At 59.8% G+C, this 20,516-nt stretch carries 18 protein-coding genes; 12 read left to right on the top strand and 6 right to left on the bottom strand.

The features are described 5' to 3' along the window. Positions 1–20: 20 nt before the first annotated feature. Positions 21–1,193, top strand: coding sequence for an MFS transporter (locus tag CPY51_RS08545; protein ID WP_111159840.1), 1,173 nt, complete (start codon positions 21–23; stop codon positions 1,191–1,193). Between the two features lie 314 nt (positions 1,194–1,507). Here the strand turns inward: CPY51_RS08545 and CPY51_RS08540 are convergent, their stop codons facing one another. The 4 genes from CPY51_RS08540 to CPY51_RS08525 form a co-directional block, all read right to left on the bottom strand. Continuing rightward, positions 1,508–2,200 carry an aldo/keto reductase gene (locus tag CPY51_RS08540; RefSeq protein ID WP_244598540.1) on the bottom strand — a complete coding sequence of 231 codons (693 nt, stop codon included), beginning with the start codon at positions 2,198–2,200 and terminating at the stop codon, positions 1,508–1,510. Positions 2,201–2,263: 63 nt separating this feature from the next. Then, positions 2,264–2,521, bottom strand: a complete 258-nt coding sequence (locus tag CPY51_RS32790) for a hypothetical protein (protein ID WP_195909476.1) — start codon at positions 2,519–2,521, stop codon at positions 2,264–2,266. Positions 2,522–2,648: 127 nt separating this feature from the next. Continuing rightward, positions 2,649–3,329 (bottom strand): 3-oxo-tetronate 4-phosphate decarboxylase, encoded by a 681-nt coding sequence (gene otnC / locus CPY51_RS08530; protein WP_111159839.1) that lies wholly within the window; start codon positions 3,327–3,329, stop codon positions 2,649–2,651. Between the two features lie 16 nt (positions 3,330–3,345). After that, positions 3,346–4,344 carry a LacI family DNA-binding transcriptional regulator gene (locus CPY51_RS08525; RefSeq protein ID WP_111159838.1) on the bottom strand — a complete coding sequence of 333 codons (999 nt, stop codon included), beginning with the start codon at positions 4,342–4,344 and terminating at the stop codon, positions 3,346–3,348. 243 nt (positions 4,345–4,587) lie between these two features. On the opposite strand from CPY51_RS08525, the gene ltnD reads away from it, so the two are divergent. The 6 genes from ltnD (at position 4,588) to eglC (ending at position 12,574) form a co-directional block, all read left to right on the top strand. Further along, positions 4,588–5,532, top strand: coding sequence for an L-threonate dehydrogenase (gene ltnD, locus CPY51_RS08520; protein ID WP_111159837.1), 945 nt, complete (start codon positions 4,588–4,590; stop codon positions 5,530–5,532). A gap of 12 nt (positions 5,533–5,544) precedes the next feature. Next, positions 5,545–6,321 (top strand): 2-oxo-tetronate isomerase, encoded by a 777-nt coding sequence (gene otnI, locus CPY51_RS08515; protein WP_111159836.1) that lies wholly within the window; start codon positions 5,545–5,547, stop codon positions 6,319–6,321. 3 nt (positions 6,322–6,324) lie between these two features. Continuing rightward, positions 6,325–7,605, top strand: coding sequence for a 3-oxo-tetronate kinase (gene otnK, locus CPY51_RS08510; protein ID WP_111159835.1), 1,281 nt, complete (start codon positions 6,325–6,327; stop codon positions 7,603–7,605). A 261-nt stretch (positions 7,606–7,866) separates the two neighbouring features. Next, positions 7,867–9,612 (top strand): type I secretion system permease/ATPase, encoded by a 1,746-nt coding sequence (locus tag CPY51_RS08505; protein WP_111159834.1) that lies wholly within the window; start codon positions 7,867–7,869, stop codon positions 9,610–9,612. Continuing rightward, positions 9,609–10,919, top strand: coding sequence for an HlyD family type I secretion periplasmic adaptor subunit (locus CPY51_RS08500; RefSeq protein ID WP_111159833.1), 1,311 nt, complete (start codon positions 9,609–9,611; stop codon positions 10,917–10,919). Before CPY51_RS08505 ends, CPY51_RS08500 begins: the two co-directional genes overlap by 4 nt. Before the next feature lie 215 nt (positions 10,920–11,134). Continuing rightward, positions 11,135–12,574, top strand: a complete 1,440-nt coding sequence (gene eglC / locus CPY51_RS08495) for an endo-1,3-1,4-beta-glycanase EglC (protein WP_111159832.1) — start codon at positions 11,135–11,137, stop codon at positions 12,572–12,574. A gap of 47 nt (positions 12,575–12,621) precedes the next feature. On the opposite strand, the gene CPY51_RS08490 is transcribed toward eglC, so the two are convergent. Further along, positions 12,622–13,527 (bottom strand): proline iminopeptidase-family hydrolase, encoded by a 906-nt coding sequence (locus tag CPY51_RS08490; protein ID WP_111159831.1) that lies wholly within the window; start codon positions 13,525–13,527, stop codon positions 12,622–12,624. Between the two features lie 53 nt (positions 13,528–13,580). Then, positions 13,581–14,363 (bottom strand): helix-turn-helix transcriptional regulator, encoded by a 783-nt coding sequence (locus CPY51_RS08485; protein WP_111159902.1) that lies wholly within the window; start codon positions 14,361–14,363, stop codon positions 13,581–13,583. Between the two features lie 128 nt (positions 14,364–14,491). Here CPY51_RS08485 and CPY51_RS08480 point away from each other — a divergent pair, with 128 nt between their 5' ends. From CPY51_RS08480 to CPY51_RS08460, 5 genes are read left to right on the top strand one after another with little or no spacing between them, the layout of a single operon-like run. Beyond that, the gene (locus CPY51_RS08480; protein ID WP_111159830.1) at positions 14,492–15,382 is read left to right on the top strand and encodes a proline iminopeptidase-family hydrolase; all 891 of its coding nucleotides are present in this window, start codon (positions 14,492–14,494) and stop codon (positions 15,380–15,382) included. A 51-nt stretch (positions 15,383–15,433) separates the two neighbouring features. Further along, positions 15,434–16,372 carry an ABC transporter permease gene (locus CPY51_RS08475; RefSeq protein ID WP_111159829.1) on the top strand — a complete coding sequence of 313 codons (939 nt, stop codon included), beginning with the start codon at positions 15,434–15,436 and terminating at the stop codon, positions 16,370–16,372. After that, the gene (locus CPY51_RS08470) at positions 16,369–17,220 is read left to right on the top strand and encodes an ABC transporter permease (RefSeq protein WP_111159828.1); all 852 of its coding nucleotides are present in this window, start codon (positions 16,369–16,371) and stop codon (positions 17,218–17,220) included. The genes CPY51_RS08475 and CPY51_RS08470 overlap by 4 nt, the downstream gene beginning before the upstream one ends. Further along, positions 17,217–18,920, top strand: a complete 1,704-nt coding sequence (locus CPY51_RS08465) for a dipeptide ABC transporter ATP-binding protein (RefSeq protein ID WP_111159827.1) — start codon at positions 17,217–17,219, stop codon at positions 18,918–18,920. Before CPY51_RS08470 ends, CPY51_RS08465 begins: the two co-directional genes overlap by 4 nt. A gap of 18 nt (positions 18,921–18,938) precedes the next feature. Further along, on the top strand, positions 18,939–20,453 hold the full coding sequence (locus CPY51_RS08460) for an ABC transporter substrate-binding protein (RefSeq protein ID WP_111159826.1): 1,515 nt from the start codon (positions 18,939–18,941) through the stop codon (positions 20,451–20,453). The last annotated feature ends 63 nt before the right edge of the window (positions 20,454–20,516 follow it).

The raw sequence follows: 20,516 nt of genomic DNA, 5'->3' as shown, positions 1-20,516 counted from the left end.
ACTTTAGGAATGGACTCTCGATGTACCGAAATTTGATCTGGCTGGCTTTGGGTGCCTTCGCCATAGGCACCGAAGGTTTCATGATCTCCGGCATCCTGCCCGGCATGGCCCATGATCTCGGTGTGTCCGTTGCGGCGGCTGGCCAACTTGTCACCATTTTCGCCTTCGCCTACGCGATTGGTTCGCCGCTGATTGCCGTTGCCACCGCCAATGTGCCACGTCGAGCGCTTCTGATCGGCGCGATGACCGCTTTTACCCTGTCCAATCTGCTTGCCGCATTCGCGCCGGGCTATGCTGCGCTCGCCTTTGCGCGTGTACTACTGGCGCTTTCGGCGGGTACTTTTATGCCGGCATCCGCCGGCTATGCGTCTATGACCATCGCGCCTGAACGTCGCGGCCGCGCCCTTTCCTTCATCTACAGCGGCATGACGATCGCGCTCGTCCTTGGTGTGCCGATGGGTACCTTGATCGCAGCCCGGCTTGACTGGCGCGCGACCTTTATCGGCGTTGCCGCTCTCGGCGCTTTGGCGTTGATCGGCATTGTCGCGAAGCTGCCGCGCTCGCCCAGTCCTCCTGCCATCAGCCTCAAAAGGCGTCTGGCTGTGGCCCGACGGCCTGATGTGCTGGCCGTCCTGATGCTGACGGTGCTCGTCCTGATCGGGGCTTTCGCGGTCAACACCTATTTCGGCGCATACCTGGAAACGGTATTCGGAATTTCGCCGCAGGGCGTCGCTGTTACGCTCTTCGTGTTCGGACTTGCCGCGGCAGTCGGCAACACAGTTGGCGGCCATGTTGCCGATCGTTGGGACAAGCGGCGCTTTCTCATTCTGGCAACGGTGATGATGGTGATTGCCTTCACGGCACTGACATTCCTGGCGGACTTCGCTCCGGCGTCCTGGGCCTTCGCCGGCGTCGTTTGTGCGATTACACTTTGGGCGCTGTTCGGCTGGTCCCTGCCGGCTGTGCAACAGGTCAGGCTTTTATCGATCGACCCTCATCTCGCCCCGGTCACCCTTTCACTCAATTCCTCGGCGATCTATCTCGGCGCGGCGATCGGAGCCGCGCTCGGTGCGGCCACGGTGCAATTGACCTCACTGGCGATGCTCGGCCTCGTCGGCGCAGTCTGCGAGTTGGCGGCACTGGGCTTTCTCCTCGTTAGCACGCGTTCGTCACCAGTGCCGGTGCCGGCATAGCTATCAGGCGCTGGCAAATGGATCGGATACCGCATTCGTCGTTGCGGAGCGCAGCCCATTGCGGCGTCGGCGCAATCCTTGGGATAATCGACCCCGGATTGTCGAAATATTGGTTGTCAATGGATAGAAAACTCGCGCTTTAGGATGTATGGTTGATTCAGTTGATTGCGCGGCGGCCATTCTCCTCCCGGTACCTCCGCTTCAGCTGTTCCCCTCTGGAGGCAACAACCTCCAAAACTTCAGGGCCACCAGTCTTGGTGGCCCTTTTTTGTTGTCTGGCACTGACCACGTTCGGCAGGCTCAAAGCTCCTATTTCAAAGTCTTGCTGCGATCGTCATCCCGCCGAACATGACCTCCCTCGTCAGCGGCAATGCGAGGAAGTCGTGCGGGAAGCCGAGTACGATCGCGCTCGCATCGTTCAACCGCGTCCGTTGCGTATCCGCCAAGACGACATCCAGCGCGCCGAGATTGTCCTCAAGCTGCGCAACGGTTTTCGCACCGACAATCGGAGACGTCACGGCGGGATTGAGTAGCGTCCAGGCAATGGCCACCTGTGCCGGCGTTTTTCCGAGCTCCGCCGCGATTTCTTTGACCACATCGGCAATGGCGAGACCTCGTTCACTGAGGGAACCGTTGCCGGCGGCTATGTTTTTGCGCGTTCCCACGGTTTGCGCCGTCCCGCTGCCGATATCGAGGTCGGCCTTGCTGTATTTGCCTGTCAGGACACCCATGCCAAGTGGCGACCACGGGATGACGCCGAGCCCCATCTCGCTGGCCATCGGGACGAGGTCGCGTTCGACCGTTCGCTCGATCAGGCTATACTCGACCTGTAATGCGATCAAAGGCGACCAGCCGCGCAGATCGGCGATCGCCTGCATGCGCGCGACCTGCCAGGCCGGAGTGTCGGATATGCCTGCGTAGAGGATCTTTCCAGCCCGTACGAGATCGTCCAGCGCCCGCAGAATCTCGTCGACCGGCGTCGGTGAAGCTCGTTGCGAGTTGCGCATGATGGTCGTGGCTTCTCCGGCCTATGTCGAAAGCTTCGGTATTCCGGATAATCCGCGAGACCTTCAGCGCCATCGCTGCGTCAATTTCCGCTGCCGACGGACGGCAGTCTCTATCATTGGGAATTTGAGCGCGGCGGCGAAAAGCTGGAGACAGCGGTCGATGGGCCTCTGATCGTCACGGAGCCCGCGGTGGCCGTGCGCGCAGTGCTCGACGGCGTTGGCATAGGCTATCTTTTCGATCATCAGGTCGGCGAACTGATTGCGGCGAAGTAGCTGGTGCATCTCCTCCAGGACTGGACGCCCGCCTTTCCGGGCTTCCACCTGTACTATCCCAGCAAACGGCAAATGCCACCGGCGTTGCGCGCTTTCATCGACTTTGTGCAGCATTCTTCGGCAGCAAGGGCTGAATGACAGCTGACCCGCCAGCTACCTACCTCGGGATCGAAGCTCAGCTATGATCGTGGGTATCGTCGTGCTCGCCGTGAAGGGGCAGTTCGAGGCCGAACGCTTTGACAAGGTCGTCAACCTGGGCCGGCGTGAGGTGCCGGGGATTGAGGTTTCGCAAAAGCAGATAGAGCTTCGCCGTCTCTTCCAGTTCTTCTGTCGCAAAAACCGCCGCTTCAAGGGTGTCGCCGGCGACTACCGGTCCATGATTGGCCAGCAGCACGGACGAATATTTGCCTGCCAGACCCCGGATGGCGTCGGCCACGGCCGGATCGCCGGGCCGGTAGTAGGGCACAAGCGCGGTCTGTCCAGCGCGCATGAGATAATAGGGTGTCATGGGGGGAAGCGCCGCGCGCGGATCGATCTCCGGCAGCATGGTGAGCGCGACCGCGTGCGTGGAATGAAGGTGAACGATGGCGCGCGCATTTGAGCGTGTTTCATAAAGGGCAGAGTGAAGCGGAATTTCCTTGGTGGGTTTATCGCCTGACAGTAATCGCCCTGCCGAATCGAGCCTGGAGATGCGAGCCGGGTCGAGGAATCCGAGGGATGCGTTCGTCGGCGTCACCAGCCAACCGCCGTCATCCAGTCGCAAGGAGATGTTCCCCGACGATCCTGGCGTCAGGCCCCGCTCGAACAGGGATCGACCGTATCGGCAGATTTCTTCTCGCAGACGCGTGTCGGACATTGCAATTTCTCCGGTGTCAGGCGGTTGCGCCCTCGATCAGTTCAAATCCCAGATCGACGATCTGGGACGGCGCGTTCTCCACGATGAGTTGCGCCGCCACGCGACCCGTCGCCACGCGCGGCGTGCGGACGGTCGAGAGCGGCTGCGGGGTCACGCGGCCGATATCGAGGCCGTTATAGCCAAAGAGCGCCAGCCTCGAAGGGATGTGAATGCCGCGCGCCAGGCAATGAAAATAGCCACCCAACGCCATGTCGTCGTTGGAAAAGTAAACCGCATCGAGAGCCGGAGTTCTTGCAAGCAGCTGCTCCAGCCCTACCTGCCCGTTTTCCACCGACGATGCCCCGGCAACAATCTCACGGTCGACGAGAGGAACGTCATGCATGCCGAGCGTTTCGCAGAAGCTTTTGAACCGCTTGCCGGCGCGGGTGTCGCGGATCAGGTCGTGCCCGACATAGCCGATCCGACGATAGCCGCGCGTGAGCAGGAATTCCGCGCTGGCGTGCCCGGCTGCACGGTTGGAGAAGCCGACCGCGATATCCAGCGCCTCACCATCGAGATCGAGCAGCTCGACAATCCGGCAGCCGCTGGCGCGCAGCATCTTGGCCGTGCCCTCGGTGTGTTCACATCCGGCCAGCACTACCGCCGCCGGTCGCCAGGCAAGCATCGAGGCGACGAGTGCCTCCTCTTTTTGCGGATCATAGTCAGTGACGGCAAAAACCGCCTGGTGCCGATTTTCCTCGAGAACGGCGCTTGCACCTCTAAGCACGTCGGGGAAAACGATATTGGAAAGCGAAGGGATGACAAAGGCGACAAGACGCGATCCGGCGGAGGCGAGCGTTCCCGCGATGCGGTTGGGCACATAGCCCAGCCGCTCGACTGCCGCCATGACGCGCTCCCTGGTCTTGTCAGAAAACGAGCCGTGACTGCGCAGCACGCGTGAAACCGTACTCTCGCCGACACCGGCCGCTTCAGCAACTTCGGCAAGCGTCACCGCGACCTGATGTCTGAGTTCCATTTTATTCTTAGGCCCTGCTTCCGGCAATCGCGATGTCGGTCGAGACTAATCATGGGATGATTCTACCGCCAAGTCCTCAATTTTTCATCGCTCGCTCCAATAAGCAAGATATTTTTGGCAGCGCTGCCAATTTCATGTTGGCAGTGCTGTTCTGATGGGTTAGAGATAATGGCAGCGCTGCCATTTGAGCCCACTTCCCCGGAGGGGTGTCGGCCTTTCTGCTGTCAGGTTGGAGAACAGGTGATGTCCGAGATTGTCGAAAACCCGCGCCGTGGCATTGTAGCGGCCGTCATCGGCCTTGGCTCCATGGGGCTCGGGATGGCTCGTTCAATGAAACGCGCGGGTCTTGACGTCGTGGGATTTGATGTCGCTTCCGCGGCGGTGGATCGCTTCGTCGCCGATGGCGGACGCGGCGCTGCCACGCCGGCGGGAGCGGCGGAAAATGCTGACGTGGTTGTTTGCGTGGTGGTCAACGGCGCACAGACCGAGGCGGTCCTGTTCGGCGCCGACGGTGTGGCGAGCGCTATGAAGACCGGCGCGGTGTTCATCTCGTCAGCGACCATGGATCCTTCGGTTGCACGTGCTTTGTCGCAACGGGTAGCAGCGCTCGACTTGCATTATCTCGACGCGCCGATTTCGGGCGGCGCATCCAAGGCTGCAAGCGGCGAACTGACGATCATGGCATCAGGATCCGCTCGGGCTTTCGACACAGCCCGCCCGGCCCTCGATGCCATGGCCGCCAAGTTGTACGAACTCGGCGACGCAGCCGGAACGGGCGCAGCTTTCAAGATGATCAACCAACTGCTCGCCGGTGTGCATATTGCAGCCGCCTGCGAGGCCATGACCTTCGCCGCCAAGCAGGGCCTCGATCTGGCAAGGGTGTATGAGGTGATCACCGCGTCGGCCGGCAATTCGTGGATGTTCGAAAACCGAATGCCGCACGTGCTGGCTGGAGACTATGCCCCGCTCAGCGCAATCGAGATTTTCGTGAAGGACCTTGGCATCGTTCAGGATATGGCTCGCTCCGAGCGCTATCCGGTACCGCTCACGGCAGCCGCCTTGCAAATGTATCTGGCTGCCAGCGGAGCCGGCATGGGGCGCGATGACGATTCCTCACTCGCGCGGCTCTACGCCCAGCTTTCAGGCGCCGAGCTACCGGGATTGATTGGCGAACGGCAGAGCCGATAGAGGAGAACTGAAATGCCGATTTTTGCCGCCAACTTGACGATGATGTTCAATGAGTGGTCGTTCCTCGACCGTTTTGATGCCGCGGCCGATGCCGGCTTTGGCGCCGTCGAGTATCTCTTTCCCTATGACGCCACGCCGACAGCGCTCGCCGAGCGGCTCACCCGCAACAATCTGCGGCAGGCCTTGTTCAATCTGCCGCCGGGCGACTGGGCTGCGGGCGAGCGCGGCATCGCTGCCCTTCCGGGACGGTTCGATGCGCTGCGGTCAGGTGTGGAAGAGGCGCTGGACTATGCCGAGGCGACCGGCGCCAAGCGGCTGCATTTGATGGCCGGCCTTGCCGATCCTCACGATGAAGCCGCGGCATCTCGGTACAGGCATTCCGTGGTCTACGCAGCCGAGCGGCTTGCCGAAAAAGGCATCGACCTGTTGCTCGAGCCGATCAACGGGCGAAACATGCCCGGATATTTTCTCAATGATTTCGGAATGGCCGAGCAGATCATTGCGGAACTTGGCTTGGCGAACCTGAAGCTGCAGTTTGACATCTATCACCGCCAGATCCTGCATGGCGATGTCGCCATGGCGCTGCGCCGCCTGCTGCCGATAACCGGGCACATCCAGATCGCCAGCGTTCCCTCGCGCCATGAGCCGGACGGGGAAGAACTGAACTTTCCCTATCTATTCGCCAAAATCGACCGGCTCGGCTATGAAGGCTTCATCGGCTGCGAATACGTGCCCCGGGGCAACACATTGGAAGGTCTTGACTGGTTCAGACCCTTTGCACGGAGCTAGACGATGGCAATCTTGCTCGGATCGATCGCCGACGACTACACCGGCGCCTCCGATCTCGCCAACACGCTGACAAAAAACGGCCTGCGTACGGTGCAGACGGTCGGCATTCCCGATGCCGGTCTGGCGCTGCTCGAAGTGGATGCTGTCGTCGTCTCCTTGAAGATCCGCTCCGTTGCTGCAGCGGCTGCGGTTGCCGCGGCAACTGAGGCCGATAGGTGGCTGCGGCAGCGTGGCGCAAATCATGTGCTTTACAAGATCTGCTCGACATTCGATTCCACGGATGAGGGCAATATCGGCCCGGTCACGGAAGCGCTGGCCAATACTGCGGGCAGCAATGTGGTGCTGGTCACCCCAGCCTTCCCGGCAACGGGCCGCACCGTCTTTCAGGGCCACCTCTTTGTCGGCGGGCAACTGCTCAACGAGAGCCCGCTCAAGGATCACCCGCTCAATCCAATGCACGATGCCAATCTCGTGCGGGTCTTGGCGCGGCAGTCGCGCCGCACCGTCGGGCTCGTCGATCTGGCGGCGGTATCGGCAGGCCAGGAAGCCGTGAGAGCACGGCTCGATGCCCTGCTGGCACAGGGAATTGGCATGGCGATCGCCGATGCGATCTTCGAGGGTGATCTCGAGACATTGGGCGAGGTCGCACTCAAAACGCCGGTGTCGACCGGCGCATCGGGCCTTGGCCTCGGTCTTGCCCGTGCGCTCACGCGCTCCGGTCAGGTGCCGTCCAGGTCCGAAACCACGGCGGATGCCATTCGCCCCGTCGGCGGCATGGCCGCTGCCGTTGCCGGTAGTTGCTCCAGAGCGACGCTGCGTCAGCTGGATGTCGCCGCACGGTCGATGCCCGTCTTGAGGCTCGACCCCGAAAAGCTGCTTGTCGGGTCGGACGAGGTTGCGGCGGCGATTTCTTGGGCGGGAGACCGTATTTCGCTCGGCCCGGCTATCATCGCGGCAAGCGCTTCACCGGAGGAAGTGTGTCGGCTGCAGTCGCGGCATGGGCGTGACGCATCGGGCCATGCGATCGAAACCGCGACCTCGGTCATCGCCGCAGAATTGGTGACAAGAGGTGTAAGGCGGCTGGTTGTGGCCGGTGGGGAGACCTCCGGCGCCGTTGTGGACAGGCTTGCCATTCCGGCATTCCTGATCGGCCCCGAGATCGCACCCGGCGTGCCGGTGTTGCGAACAATCGGCAGCGTGCACGGCGATATGCTTCTGGCACTGAAATCGGGGAATTTTGGCGATGAGAATTTCTTCGCGACCGCGTTCGAAATGATGGATTGAAGCACGAGCGGCGCGCAGCAACATATATATTTTTTTGAATTCTTTTGAATGAGCTAACACCTTGTTTCTGCAAGCATTTGGTCTAGATCGATAAACTTTTAGGCCTGTTGTTAATGTCTCGAAAATCGACAGGCAGCCTCTCAAGCGCAATACTAAGCCACGCTGGCTACGAGCACCGCGAAGCAGGCCGCATTCTATCGCGAACCGTCTTGGACATACAGAACCGCGCTTCACGGCGGCGGCCTAACAGCGAGGGCGTTTGTGTCTCAATCAAAGGTAACACCACCGCAGGCCTTTCTTGTCGCGGTCCTGTTCTCGCTGAGGAAAGCGTTCCTCGGTGTCGGCGTCACAAGCGCGGTTGTCAACGTTCTGGCGCTGACGGGGTCCTTCTTCATGCTGCAGGTTTACGATCGGGTCATCCCCGGCCGAAGCCTGCCGACGCTCGTCGGGCTCGGCATTATCGCCGCAACGCTTTTTGCATTCCAGGGCGTCCTGGAACTGATCCGATCGATGCTATTGGTGCGTGTCGGAGCGGCCGTCGACGAACAATTCGGAGAGACGGTCTATCGGTCTCTCATTCAGCTGCCGTCCCGCATGCAGATATCTGGCGATGGGTTGCAGTCGGTGCGCGACCTCGACAGTGTCCGCGGATTTCTTTCAGGACCAGGCCCGACGGCGCTGTTCGATATTCCGTGGATGCCTTTCTATCTCGGCCTGTGTTTTCTATTCCATGTCTGGATCGGGGCGACGGCGCTTGCAGGTGCGATCATACTGATCGGTCTGACGGCACTGGCTGAAAGCAAATCGAGGCAGCCGGCGGCCGAGGCGGCAAAGATAGCCAACGAACGAAATACACTTGCGGAAGCGACCCACAGGAATTCGGAAGTGGTGCTGTCGATGGGCTTTGGCCATTCCATCGGCGAGCGGTGGACAGACATCAACCGGCGCTATCTGGCTAATCATCTACATTCGTCCAATGTCACAAGCACTCTGGCGACGACCTCCAAGATCGTCAGAATGATGCTGCAATCCGGTGTCCTCGCCGTCGGCGCCGTTCTCGTCATTCGCCAGGAAGCCACCGGTGGCATCATGATCGCAAGTTCGATACTGGTCAGCAGAGCGCTTGCCCCCGTCGAATTGGCGATCGGTCAATGGAAGGGCTTTGCCGCGGCGCGGGCCAGTTGGTCACGCCTCACCAAGCTGATGCAGCAGATGCCGGAGGATGTTCGGGAAGTCGACCTTCCGGCTCCTTGCGAGACGTTGAGGGTCGAAGGCCTCTATCTGTCCCCGCCAGGTCTGAAGGCGTCTATCGTTCGCGGCGTTTCCTTCAACGTTCTGGCAGGCGAAGCGGTCGGCATCATCGGACCGAGCGCATCTGGAAAGTCATCGCTGGCGCGCGGCATTGTCGGCTTGTGGCAACCCTATGCCGGCACCGTACGGCTGGACCGTGCCTCGATTGCCCAGTGGGACCGCAGGGAACTCGGTAGGCACATCGGCTATCTCCCACAGGATGTATCTCTGTTCGACGGTTCGATTGCCGAAAACATCGCCAGGTTCGAGCGCGACGCGCCGTCAGGGAAGATCATCGCGGCGGCAAAAGCTGCCGGCGTCTACGACCTGATCGTGCAGTTTCCCGATGGTTTCGATACGAAGATCGGCGACCATGGCTCTGCCTTGTCAGCCGGTCAACGACAGCGCGTCGCACTGGCGCGCGCCCTTTACGGCGATCCGTTTCTTGTCGTTCTGGACGAACCCAATTCCAACCTCGACGCGGAGGGCGAGGGGGCACTGACGAAAGCGATCTTCGGCGTTCGTGCCCGCGGCGGCGTGGCAATCGTCATCGCTCATCGGCCGAGTGCGCTCATCGCCGTCGACAAGGTCCTGGTATTGGCAAATGGCCAGCAGCTGTCATTTGGACCGAAAGACGAAGTCCTGAAAAAGGCGACACAGACGCCGGCGCCTACACCGATACGGCTGATGGTTGCTGGAGAGGAGGCCGCGGAATGACAGGATATTCTGCTCCTTTGGCCGAGAAGGCTATTGCCCGGCTGACGCTTACCGCCCTTGCCGCGGTGTTTCTGCTTGTGGGCGTGCTGGGCGGCCTGGCGGCAACGACACATCTCTCTGGCGCCGCAATCGCCTCCGGCACGCTTGTCGTCGACAGCTACGTAAAGCCTGTTCAGCATCTAAAGGGCGGAACGGTCGGGGAGATCTTCGTCAAGAACGGCGATCGTGTGGCCGCTAGCCAGATCCTCGTCCACCTCGACGATACCCAAACGCTTGCCAATCTTGGCATTATCTCAAAGCGGCTAAGCCAACTGGCCGCCAGATCATCGAGATTGACGGCCGAGCGCGATGGAAAGGACGGGATCGCCTTTCCGACCGAGTTGGCGGCAGCAAGTGGGGCGCCCGAAATCGCTGCAATGATTGACGGCGAAACGCGACTGTTCAATGACCGGCGCGCCTCGAAGATCGGAAAGAAAGCGCAGCTCATGGAGCGAATTCACCAGCTCGCACAGGAGGCTGATGGACTGAACGCGCAGCAGGATGGCAAGCGATCGGCAATCGAGATCATCGGTAAGGAACTTGCCGACCTGCAGCCGCTGCTGCAGCAGCGGATTATTCCGGCAACACGGGTTTATTCGCTCCAGCGTGACGCTGCTGATCTCACCGGGCAGCTCGGCAATCTGGTCGCATCGACGGCGGAAACCAAAGGCAAGATCGCCGAGACCGAGTTGCAGATCATCCAGGTCGATGACGACCAGCGAACCGAAGTCTCGGATCAGCTTCGTCAGGCTCAAGGTGAAGCCGGTGAATATTCGGAGCGGCTGATTGCGGCTCAGGACGAGTTGAAGCACATCGACATTCGCGCTCCCCAGGCTGGCATCGTTCATCAACTTGCGGTGCATGCCCCGGGCGCAGTTATTACTCCGGGCGAAGCGATCATGCAGATTGTCCCGAGCCAGGACGCACTGACACCGGAAGTCAAACTGTCTCCCCAGGACATCGACCAGGTGAGGAGCGGCCAGAGCGTTGTCCTTCGCTTCTCCGCCTTCAATCAACGCGACACGCCTGAGCTGAACGGCATTGTCACAGGCGTGTCGGCCGATCTGACGACGGATCAGCGGACCGGCCAGAGTTACTATAGCCTGCGCGTCAAGGTTCCCGATGAAGAGTGGCTGAGGCTTGGCAATCTCGCGCCTGTGGCCGGCATGCCGGTAGAGGCGTTCATTCAGACCGGCGATCGTACCGCGCTTGCCTATTTGACAAAGCCCTTCACCGATCAGGTGGCGCGTGCCTTCAAAGAAGAGTGACCTGCCGCGCGAATCCCGTTTCTCCACAGGTCGACTCACAATGATACATATCGACTTCACTATGTTTTGCGCCGCGGCCAAACGTTAAACCTGTTGCCGGTTTTGAGGGGATCGGCGGCCCTGAGCGTCTGGCCAAGGCTGTTTGTCGTTCTGCCAAAGCCGAGGCGGTGGTAGCCTTCTGATCGGGAGAGCATTTCAAACCGATAGGTGTTTCAATGACCAATACGATCACCAATGCCTTGGGGCGCGTTCTCCCATACAGCGGAAGTTCGACGGGATTCTTTTCGGCAACCGGTTCCGGCCCTCTGCTCTACGGCACGGCAGGCAACGATTCCATGTGGGGCGACAGTTCCGTCAATGTGACGATGAGCGGCGGCACCGGCGACGACATCTACTATCTTTACTCGGCTATCAATCATGCCTCGGAAGCGCCGGGCCAGGGCGTCGACACGATCAATACGTGGATGAGCTACACCCTTCCCGACAATTTTGAGAACCTGACCGTAACGGGCAATGGCAGCTTCGCTTTCGGAAATTCCGCCGACAACATCATAACGGGGGGCTCCGGCAGCCAGACGATCGATGGCGGCGCTGGAAACGACGTGCTGATTGGCGGCGGTGGCGCCGATACCTTCATCTTCACACGGGGGAATGGCAGCGACCTTATCACGGATTTCGGAAGTGACGATGTCGTCCGTCTCAACAAATACGGATTGACCTCTTTCGATCAGCTCATGCAGCACACGACACAGGAAGGTGCCAATCTCAGGCTTGACCTTGGAGGCGGAGAGAGCCTCGTGTTTGCAAACAAGACCGTCGCGGATCTGCATGCAAATCAGTTTGCCCTCAGTCTCGATCGCTCGGCCCTGACGCAAACCTTTTCAGACGACTTCAATAGTCTTTCCCTTCGAAATGGGACTACCGGCACGTGGGATGCGAAGTTTCCGTGGGCGCCTGATAGAGGCAGCACCTTGCCGAATAATGGCGAACTACAATGGTATATCAATCCGTCCTACGGGCCGACACACGCGGTCAATCCCTTTTCCGTTGCAAATGGTGTCCTGACGATATCCGCGGAGCCAACGCCGGCGGCGATCAAATCCCTGATCGACGGTTTCAACTATACATCAGGCATACTGACCACGCATTCGTCCTTTGCTCAGACGTATGGCTATTTCGAAATCCGCGCCGACATGCCCAATGATCAGGGCGTCTGGCCCGCCTTCTGGCTTCTCCCGCAGGACGGCTCGTGGCCTCCGGAACTCGACGTCGTCGAGATGCGCGGTCAGGATCCGAATACCGTCAACGTCACCGCCCATTCGAACGCGACGGGGACGCACACGATGCAGTCGACCCCGGTAAAGGTCGCGAGCACGGACGGGTTTCACAATTACGGCGTTCTATGGGACAAGGACCAGATCGTGTGGTACTTCGACGACGTCGCCGTGGCGCACGCCAACACCCCGGCCGACATGCACAAGCCGATGTATATGCTGGTGGATCTGGCGGTCGGAGGGGTCGCCGGAACGCCGACGAACGGCCTTGATCACGGTTCAGACCTCAAGATCGACTACATCCATGCCTATTCGCTCGATCAAGTGGCGGCCACCACTGCAGCTCAACACACGACGGCCGCGACCGACTGGCATATTTAGCGTCGTCGGAACATCGATACCGCGGGCACGATTTGGCCGGAAGGGCTTTAATCGTGCCTGGAAAGAAAGTCTGAAACGGTTTTGAGGCAGAGCTCCTTTTCTTCCACATGCGGCATGTGGCTGGAGTTTTCGAAGAGTACCCATTCGCACCGCGGCACCCGATCGACATAGGGCTTGACCACAGCAGGCGTTGCCTCGTCGTATTTGCCCGAGATCAGCAGGGTCGGCGCCTCAATGTGGCTCAGACGATCTTCGATCATCCAGTCCTTCATTGTTCCGATGACATGGAATTCGGTCGGACCGTTCATGTTGCGGTAGACGGTGTTGTCCTCGTCCATGATGGCAAAGGTGCGCGCCACCTCCGCCGGCCATGGGACGACACGGCAGACGTGGCGGTCATAGAAGACGCGGGAGGCTGAGACATATTCCGGATCGGTCAACGTTTGCGCCAGCTCATGCCTGAGCAGGGTGTCCTGTATCTCCTGAGGCAATTCCAGCCGCAGACGGTTGGCTTCCGAAACCCAGGTGTGCATGTTGGCCGGCGAATTGGCGATCACCAGTGCCTTCAGGCCCTTCGGTTGCCTGACCGCATGTTCGGCGCCGAGCATGCCGCCCCAGGACTGGCCGAGGAAGGCATAGCGTTCCAGAATGCCTAGATGTTTCAGCAGTGCGTCGAGCTCGTCCAGGAATAGCGAAACCGTCCAGAAATCCGGCCCATTTCCCGGCAGGCGAGTTGAGTTGCCGTTGCCGAGCTGGTCGTAATGGATGACAGGTCGGCCATCAAGTGCGGTGATATCCTTGAAGGCATCGACGTAGTCATGGGTGCAGCCGGGGCCACCATGGGCGACGACGAGAGGAAGCCTGTCCGTCTCCAGCGACCCAGTAACTCGGTACCATGTCTGGTATTCGCGAAAAGGCAGGTAAGCTTCTTTCGACGTCACGGTTATCTCCATCTTCGCGAGCAGTGATGGAGAGCATAGCGCGGGCCGAAAGCCTTCGGCAGCTATCACAAGTTATAGGAGGGCCGGTCGTCGAGCAGGCGGTAATGCGTGGCGCGCACGACCGCCTGCGTGCGGTTCTTGGCGCCGAGCTTCTTGGCTGCTGCGTTCAGATGCATGACGACCGTCGGCACCGAGCGCTGGATGATCCGTGATATCTCCTTTGCAGAGAATCCTTCCGCCGAGTGGCGCAGGCATTCGCGCTCCCGGTCTGTCAGGCGCATCTTGCCGACGTTCAATGCTGCGGCGTCGAAGAGAGGATAGGCCGCTTCGTGAAAGACGTGCGCGAGCAATCCGAAATCGGCGATGTAGCGCAGCGCGTGCTTTTCGAAATCCTTGCTCTGCCCAAAGCTGACACCGGTCACCGTCGCATAGTCGCCGCGCGGCATGTGAACGGGCACGGTCACGCCGGTCGACATATCACGCTCGCTGAGATATCGGGCGACGGGCTCGCTGTCCTCGCTCATGAAACGGTTGATAAGGGTGCCGGCGTTCCTGTCATAATTCCAGAAGAACGGTGTCGAGGTGCGCAGGGCAACCTGCTGCACCGGATCGAAACGGAAATAGCCGCGATCGCACCAGTATTCGTGCATATCTTCGGATATATTGCGCAGCTTTAGAAGCGACGGGATCATAATGTCGCCGTTGAGATCGTAGGGGACCGGCGTGTAATCGTAAATCAGTGCCTCGAAGCCAAGATTTTTCATGGCTTCGAATATCTGGTCTATCCGCCCGTCCAGCGTCTCGTGGGCCGTGAACTTCCGTCTGATCGTCCCAATCTCGTCAAGCATAGCGGCTCCGTCCGGCATTCATCCGCCACCCTATCACTTCTTATAGCTGGTATGGACAGCGGTTTCCGGTAAAAATTTAGCCATGCCCAAATGTTGAGCAAGAAGAATCTTCGCTTGGAGTAAATTACATGTGGCGCGAGATACAGCCGGACGAACGCTACGAGGTCGAAGTCGACGGCTATCGGGTCGTCGCCTACAGCTTTGGCAACGGCAGCGAAACCGTCTTCTGTCTCAACGGCGGTCCCGGCCTTCCCTGTGACTATCTGCGCGAGGCTCATTCCTGCCTCGTTGACAAGGGCTATCGCGTCGTGGCGTTCGATCAGCTCGGCACGGGGGCCTCCGACCGGCCGGACGACCGCGCGCTCTGGACCATCGGGCGTTATGTCGAGGAGACGGAAACGGTTCGCCAGGCGCTGGGGCTCGGCAAGGTCCATATGCTCGGACATTCCTGGGGCGGCTGGCTCGCAATCGACTATGCACTGACCTATCCAGAACATCTCCGCTCGCTCATTCTGGAGGATACCGTCGCCGATATGCCGCATCTGGTCCTGGAACTGGAACGGCTGCGCGCTGCCCTCGGGGCAGAGACGGTCGCGATGATGCAAAAGCACGAAGCCCAGGGCACCTACGATCATCCCGAATATCTGGCCGCGGTCACAATCCTGAACTACCGCCACGTTTGCCGGTTGCCAGAATGGCCGGCTCCCGTCCGTCGCTCCCTCGACGACTGGAACATCGGTCCCTACGCCACGATGCAGGGACCGAACGAATTTCTCTACATTGGCAATCTCAAGGACTGGAACCGCATTCCCGATCTGCCGCGGGTGACGATGCCGGTCCTCATCACGACGGGCGAGCATGACGAATTGACGCCGGCCTGCGCGCTCAGAATGAAACTCGCGCTCCCGAATGCGGAGCTGAAGGTCTTTGCCAACGCCAGCCACATGCCGTTCTATGAGAATCCCGGGGATTACTATCCAGTGCTCCTCGATTTCCTGTCTCGGCACAAGGAACTATAATGCAGGAACACCCGAACCAAAGCCGACGAAAGCAAAGGGGCACCAGCCACGATGCATCGCTATAAGTTCGTATTGAGCCGCCCGCTGCAGTTCCTTCCGGTGCTCTTCGGCATTAGCGTCATTACCTTCATCCTCGTGCGTCTCATTCCCGGCGATCCCGCCCGCAATATTCTCGGCACCCGCGCCACGCCGACGGCGATCGCCAACATTCGCGCCCAGTATGGCCTCGATCAACCGCTATGGCTTCAATACTTCTATTTCCTGCGCAATCTGGCCAATGGCGAAATGGGCAAATCCATCCTCTACAAGATCGACGTTTTGAAGCTTATCCTCACCCGTATCGAACCGACGGTGGCGCTGGTGCTTTCGAGCGTCGTCCTGTCGATCCTGATTGCCCTTCCGATGTCTGCGCTGGCTGCCCGCAACAGCGGCCGCGCGCCTGATCATGTCGTCCGCATCCTGTCGACCTTCGGCATCGGTTTCCCACCCTTCTGGCTCGGATTGATGCTCATCATCCTTTTCAGCGTCGACCTCGGCCTGTTTCCTGTCTCCGGTTACGGCAATACGATCGGTGAAAAGCTCGCGCATCTGGTTCTGCCGAGCCTGACGATCGCGTTGTCGCTATCGACCGTGCTCACCCGCAGCCTGCGCGCCGCGATGATCGAATCCCTGAAATCCGATGTGGCAACCGCGGCACGTGCACGAGGCATGCCCGAGGGCATCGTCTTCTGGCGGCATGTGTTGCCCAATTCCATCGTGCCGACCATCAATCTGCTTGCCGTCAATATCGGTTGGCTGATCGGTGGAACAGTGGTGGTCGAGAGCGTCTTTGCGCTTCCCGGCATGGGGCAACTGCTGGTACGCGCCATCTTCTCCCGCGACTACATGGTGGTGCAGGGCGTCGCCATGGTCTTTGCCTGCGCCACCGTGCTGGTCAATTTCATTGCCGACATCATCACCGTCGCAGCGGACCCGAGGGTGAAGCTATGAGCGTCAAGGCAAGCGCTCCCCTGACTTTGGACTGGCGACGCTTCTTCGGGAAGCGGCTGACGCTTGCGGTGGGTGGCGGGATATTGCTGATCTTCTTACTGCTGGCGATCGGCGCGCCCCTTCTTGCGCCCTATGATCCGATCCTGCAGGGCGGCGACGTCCGGCTGCAGCCGCCATCCTGGCTGCACCCCTTCGGTACCGACAATTTTGGCCGTGACATTCTCTCCCGGGTCATCTGGGGGACGCGCATCGACCTACAGATTGCGGTCATCGGCGTCATCTTCCCGTTTGTGATTGGCACGACGGTCGGGACGATCGCAGGATTCTTCGGCGGAATTGTCGATGCGGCGTTCATGCGCCTTGTCGATGTCATCCTGGCGTTTCCTTTCCTGGTTCTGATGCTGTCAATCATCGCCATTCTTGGCCCTGGCCTTGGCAGCTTCTACATCGCGATGGCGTTGGTCGGGTGGGTCTCCTATGCCCGGCTGATCCGCGCCCAGATGCTGATCCTTAAAAGTAGCGACTATGCAATTGCTGCTGTCAGCCTCGGTTTCAGCCGCGCGCGCATCATGTTCCGCCACCTCCTGCCGAACGCGATAGCCGGGTCGCTGGTTTTTTCGATGTCCGATGCCGTCCTCGTTCTGCTAAGTGGAGCGGCGGTCAGTTATCTTGGGCTTGGCGTTCAGCCGCCCGTTGCCGAATGGGGCGTGATGGTGGCCGACGGCCAGAGTTTCGTAACGACTGCGTGGTGGATCACGCTTTTCCCGGGCCTTTCCATCGTATGCCTGGCCTTCGGCTTCAGCATGCTCGGCGATGGGCTCGGCGAACTTCTGGGAGTGCACGAATGAGCGCTCCCGTTCTTTCGGTTCGCGACCTGACCGTCAGGGCGTATCTCGACGACGGTGTCCGCACGTTGATCGATGCTGTCTCGCTCGACCTGCGTGAAGGTGAAATCCTTGGCCTGGTCGGCGAAAGCGGTTCCGGCAAGAGCCTGTTCTGCCGCTCGCTGGTCAGACTGCTGCCCTCTTCGCTATTGACGATCGACAGTGGATCGGTCCTGATGGAAGGGCGCGATCTTACCCGGATCAGTGATGCCGAGATGCTGAAAGTTCGCGGCGGCAAGATCGGCATGATCTTTCAGAATCCGACGAGCCATCTCGATCCGGTCATGAGGATTGGCGACCAGATCGCCGAAGGTATCCGCTATCACCAGGGACTGAACGCCCGCCAGGCGCGCTCCGCGGCAACCGAGATACTGGCACAAGTCGGCTTTCCCGATCCGATCCGGCAATATGACAGTTACGCCCACGCGTTTTCCGGCGGCATGCGCCAGCGGGCGATGATCGGGGTGGCGTTGTCCTGCAATCCGAAAATCCTGATTGCCGACGAACCGACGACCGCGCTCGACGTCACCATACAGGCGCAGATTCTTCGGCTGCTGATGGATATACGCGACAAGCGCGGCCTCTCGATCATCCTTATTACCCACGACCTCGGCATTGTCGCCCAGACCTGCGACCGCATCGCTGTGCTTCGTGGCGGTCGACTGCTCGAACAGGGTCCCAAGCGCAACATACTCTTAAAGCCGCAGGATCCCTACACGATCAGTCTGATTGCCAGCCATCCATCGATGACTAACGGGACACCGGCTGGTGGAGGCGAAACCATGCCGGCGCCGGGTGTCAAGCCGTTGCTTGAAGTCGACGATCTCCATGTCCGCTTCGCTGTCGGGGCCGGTCTTTTCAAGAGCGGCGCCAAGACAGTGAGCGCCGTTTCGGGCGTCAGTCTCCGGGTCATGCCAGGAGAGAGCGTCGGTATCGTTGGCGAATCTGGTAGCGGCAAGAGCACGCTTGCCCGCGCCGTTCTTGGACTGACGCCATTGTCCTCCGGTCACGTCACCTTCGAGGGCGTCGATCTCGCGCAGCAGAAGAGCGCAGCCCTTGGAAAGCTGCGGCGTGAGACCGCGATGGTGTTCCAGGACCCCTACAACGCACTCAATCCACGCTTGAGGATCGGCGACATGCTTGCCGAAGTGCTGAAGGTTCAAGGGAAGGTCAGCGCCGCCAGCATTCCTGCGCGGATCGGCGAATTGCTGGACCTTGTCGGGCTCGATCGAGAATTTGCGAGCCGCAAGCCGCGCAGCATGAGCGGCGGCCAATGCCAGCGCGCCGGTATCGCGCGGGCACTCGCCGTCGATCCGAAGCTTATCATCGCTGACGAATGCGTCGCCGCCCTCGACGTGACGATCCAGGCCCAGATCATCGATCTGTTCCGCGACCTCAGACGGAAGATGAATCTGACGCTGATCTTCATCGCCCACGATCTCGCGATCGTGCGCAATCTCTGCGATCGCGTCGTCGTCATGTATCAGGGCGAAATCGTTGAGGAAGGCCTTTCCGAGGAAATCTTCGTCCGGCCGAAACACGCCTACACCGCAGCCCTTATCGCCGCTATCCCGGACATCAATCCGGACAAGCCGCTGCTTCGCGAAGTCGTCGACGGCGAACCCCAATTCATGCCGCAGCAGCCAATCAAACGCATGCAATAACAACAAGGGAACGAATTCATGATCAACAGGTGGAAGACAATCGGACTTGCGGCCGTCATGGCCGGCCTTACTCTCAGCGCCAGCTTTGCCGAAGCGGCGGGTGTATTAACCATCGGTCGTCGCGAAGATTCGACGACGTTCGATCCGATCAAGACGGCGCAGAATATCGACAACTGGGTTTTTTCCAACGTCTATGATGTGCTTGTGCGTGTCGACAAGACCGGTACCAAGCTTGAGCCAGGTCTCGCCGAAAGCTGGACGGTCTCCAGCGACGGCCTGACCTACAGCTTCAAGATCAGGGACGCGAAATTTTCCGACGGCTCACCGCTCACTGCAGAAGACGCAGCCTACAGCCTCCTTCGCATCCGCGACGACAAGGCTTCGCTCTGGAGCGATTCCTACAAGGTGGTCGATACGGCTGTTGCCACGGATGCCCATACGCTGACGGTCAAGTTGAAGAACCCGTCGGCACCATTTCTTTCAACCCTGGCGCTGCCGAACAGTTCGGTCATTTCCAAGAAGGGCATGGAAGCGCTCGGCTCGGACGGCTACAGCGATAAACCGATCGCATCGGGCGCCTTCGTCGTCGACGAATGGCGCCGCGGCGACCGCGTCATTTTAAAGAAGAACCCTTTCTTCTGGCAGGCCGACCGCGTCAAGCTTGACGGTGTCGAATGGATATCGGTGCCGGATGACAATACGCGAATGCTGAACGTGCAGGCAGGCCAACTCGACGCTGCCATCTTCGTTCCTTTCTCCCGCGTGGAGGAATTGAAGAAGGATCCGAACCTCAACGTCGATATCGACCCTTCAACCCGCGAAGACCATCTACTCATCAACCACGAGCACGGTGCGCTTGCAAAGAAGGAAGTCCGTCAGGCTCTGGACATGGCGATAGATAAGAAGGCAATCATCGACGCGGTCACCTTCGGTCAGGGGCAGGTTGCCAACTCTTACATCCCGAAAGGTGCGCTCTATTACTACGCTGACAACATGCAGCGACCCTATGATCCGGAGAAGGCCAAGCAGATGCTGGCGGCTGCCGGTGCTTCCGATCTGACACTGAACTATCTGCTGAGAGCCGGCGACGAAGTCGACGAGCAGATCGCAGTCCTTCTACAGCAGCAGCTTCAGAAGGCAGGCATCACCGCCAAGCTCCAGAAGGTCGATCCGAGCCAGGAATGGGACATGACGGTCGCCGGCGACTATGACATCTCCGTCAACTATTGGACGAACGACATTCTCGATCCGGACCAGAAGACGACCTTCGTCCTCGGCCACGACTCCAACAACAACTACTCGACCCACTACAAGAACGAGAAGGTGAAGGAGTTGGTCGCAGCAGCCCGTCTGGAACTCGATCCGGTCAAACGTCAACAGATGTATGTCGACCTGCAGAAAATGGCCAAGGACGACGTCAACTGGATCGACCTCTATTACAGCCCCTACATCAACGTCTCGCGCAAGAACGTTGACAATTTCTATCAGAATCCGCTGGGCCGCTTCTTCCTTGAGGATACGGTGAAAAACTGAGTGTTCGAACCGCCAGTACCAATGTCTCGCCACCTCCCGGTGGCGGGACGGGCTTAAGCCATG

Source organism: Arminella tubonensis (genome assembly GCF_003240585.1).
GTDB classification, from domain to species: Bacteria; Pseudomonadota; Alphaproteobacteria; order Rhizobiales; family Rhizobiaceae; genus Rhizobium; species Rhizobium tubonense.
This window is presented reverse-complemented; position numbering and strand designations above follow the sequence as displayed.

What these genes read in the sequence shown, in the direction of transcription:
- CPY51_RS08545 (WP_111159840.1), top strand. Translation starts at nt 21, where the DNA reads ATGTACCGAAATTTGATCTGGCTGGCTTTGGGTGCCTTCGCCATAGGC.
- CPY51_RS08540 (WP_244598540.1), bottom strand. Translation starts at nt 2,200, where the DNA reads ATGCGCAACTCGCAACGAGCTTCACCGACGCCGGTCGACGAGATTCTG.
- otnC (WP_111159839.1), bottom strand. Translation starts at nt 3,329, where the DNA reads ATGTCCGACACGCGTCTGCGAGAAGAAATCTGCCGATACGGTCGATCC.
- CPY51_RS08525 (WP_111159838.1), bottom strand. Translation starts at nt 4,344, where the DNA reads ATGGAACTCAGACATCAGGTCGCGGTGACGCTTGCCGAAGTTGCTGAA.
- ltnD (WP_111159837.1), top strand. Translation starts at nt 4,588, where the DNA reads ATGTCCGAGATTGTCGAAAACCCGCGCCGTGGCATTGTAGCGGCCGTC.
- otnI (WP_111159836.1), top strand. Translation starts at nt 5,545, where the DNA reads ATGCCGATTTTTGCCGCCAACTTGACGATGATGTTCAATGAGTGGTCG.
- otnK (WP_111159835.1), top strand. Translation starts at nt 6,325, where the DNA reads ATGGCAATCTTGCTCGGATCGATCGCCGACGACTACACCGGCGCCTCC.
- CPY51_RS08500 (WP_111159833.1), top strand. Translation starts at nt 9,609, where the DNA reads ATGACAGGATATTCTGCTCCTTTGGCCGAGAAGGCTATTGCCCGGCTG.
- eglC (WP_111159832.1), top strand. Translation starts at nt 11,135, where the DNA reads ATGACCAATACGATCACCAATGCCTTGGGGCGCGTTCTCCCATACAGC.
- CPY51_RS08490 (WP_111159831.1), bottom strand. Translation starts at nt 13,527, where the DNA reads ATGGAGATAACCGTGACGTCGAAAGAAGCTTACCTGCCTTTTCGCGAA.
- CPY51_RS08485 (WP_111159902.1), bottom strand. Translation starts at nt 14,363, where the DNA reads ATGCTTGACGAGATTGGGACGATCAGACGGAAGTTCACGGCCCACGAG.
- CPY51_RS08480 (WP_111159830.1), top strand. Translation starts at nt 14,492, where the DNA reads ATGTGGCGCGAGATACAGCCGGACGAACGCTACGAGGTCGAAGTCGAC.
- CPY51_RS08475 (WP_111159829.1), top strand. Translation starts at nt 15,434, where the DNA reads ATGCATCGCTATAAGTTCGTATTGAGCCGCCCGCTGCAGTTCCTTCCG.
- CPY51_RS08470 (WP_111159828.1), top strand. Translation starts at nt 16,369, where the DNA reads ATGAGCGTCAAGGCAAGCGCTCCCCTGACTTTGGACTGGCGACGCTTC.
- CPY51_RS08465 (WP_111159827.1), top strand. Translation starts at nt 17,217, where the DNA reads ATGAGCGCTCCCGTTCTTTCGGTTCGCGACCTGACCGTCAGGGCGTAT.
- CPY51_RS08460 (WP_111159826.1), top strand. Translation starts at nt 18,939, where the DNA reads ATGATCAACAGGTGGAAGACAATCGGACTTGCGGCCGTCATGGCCGGC.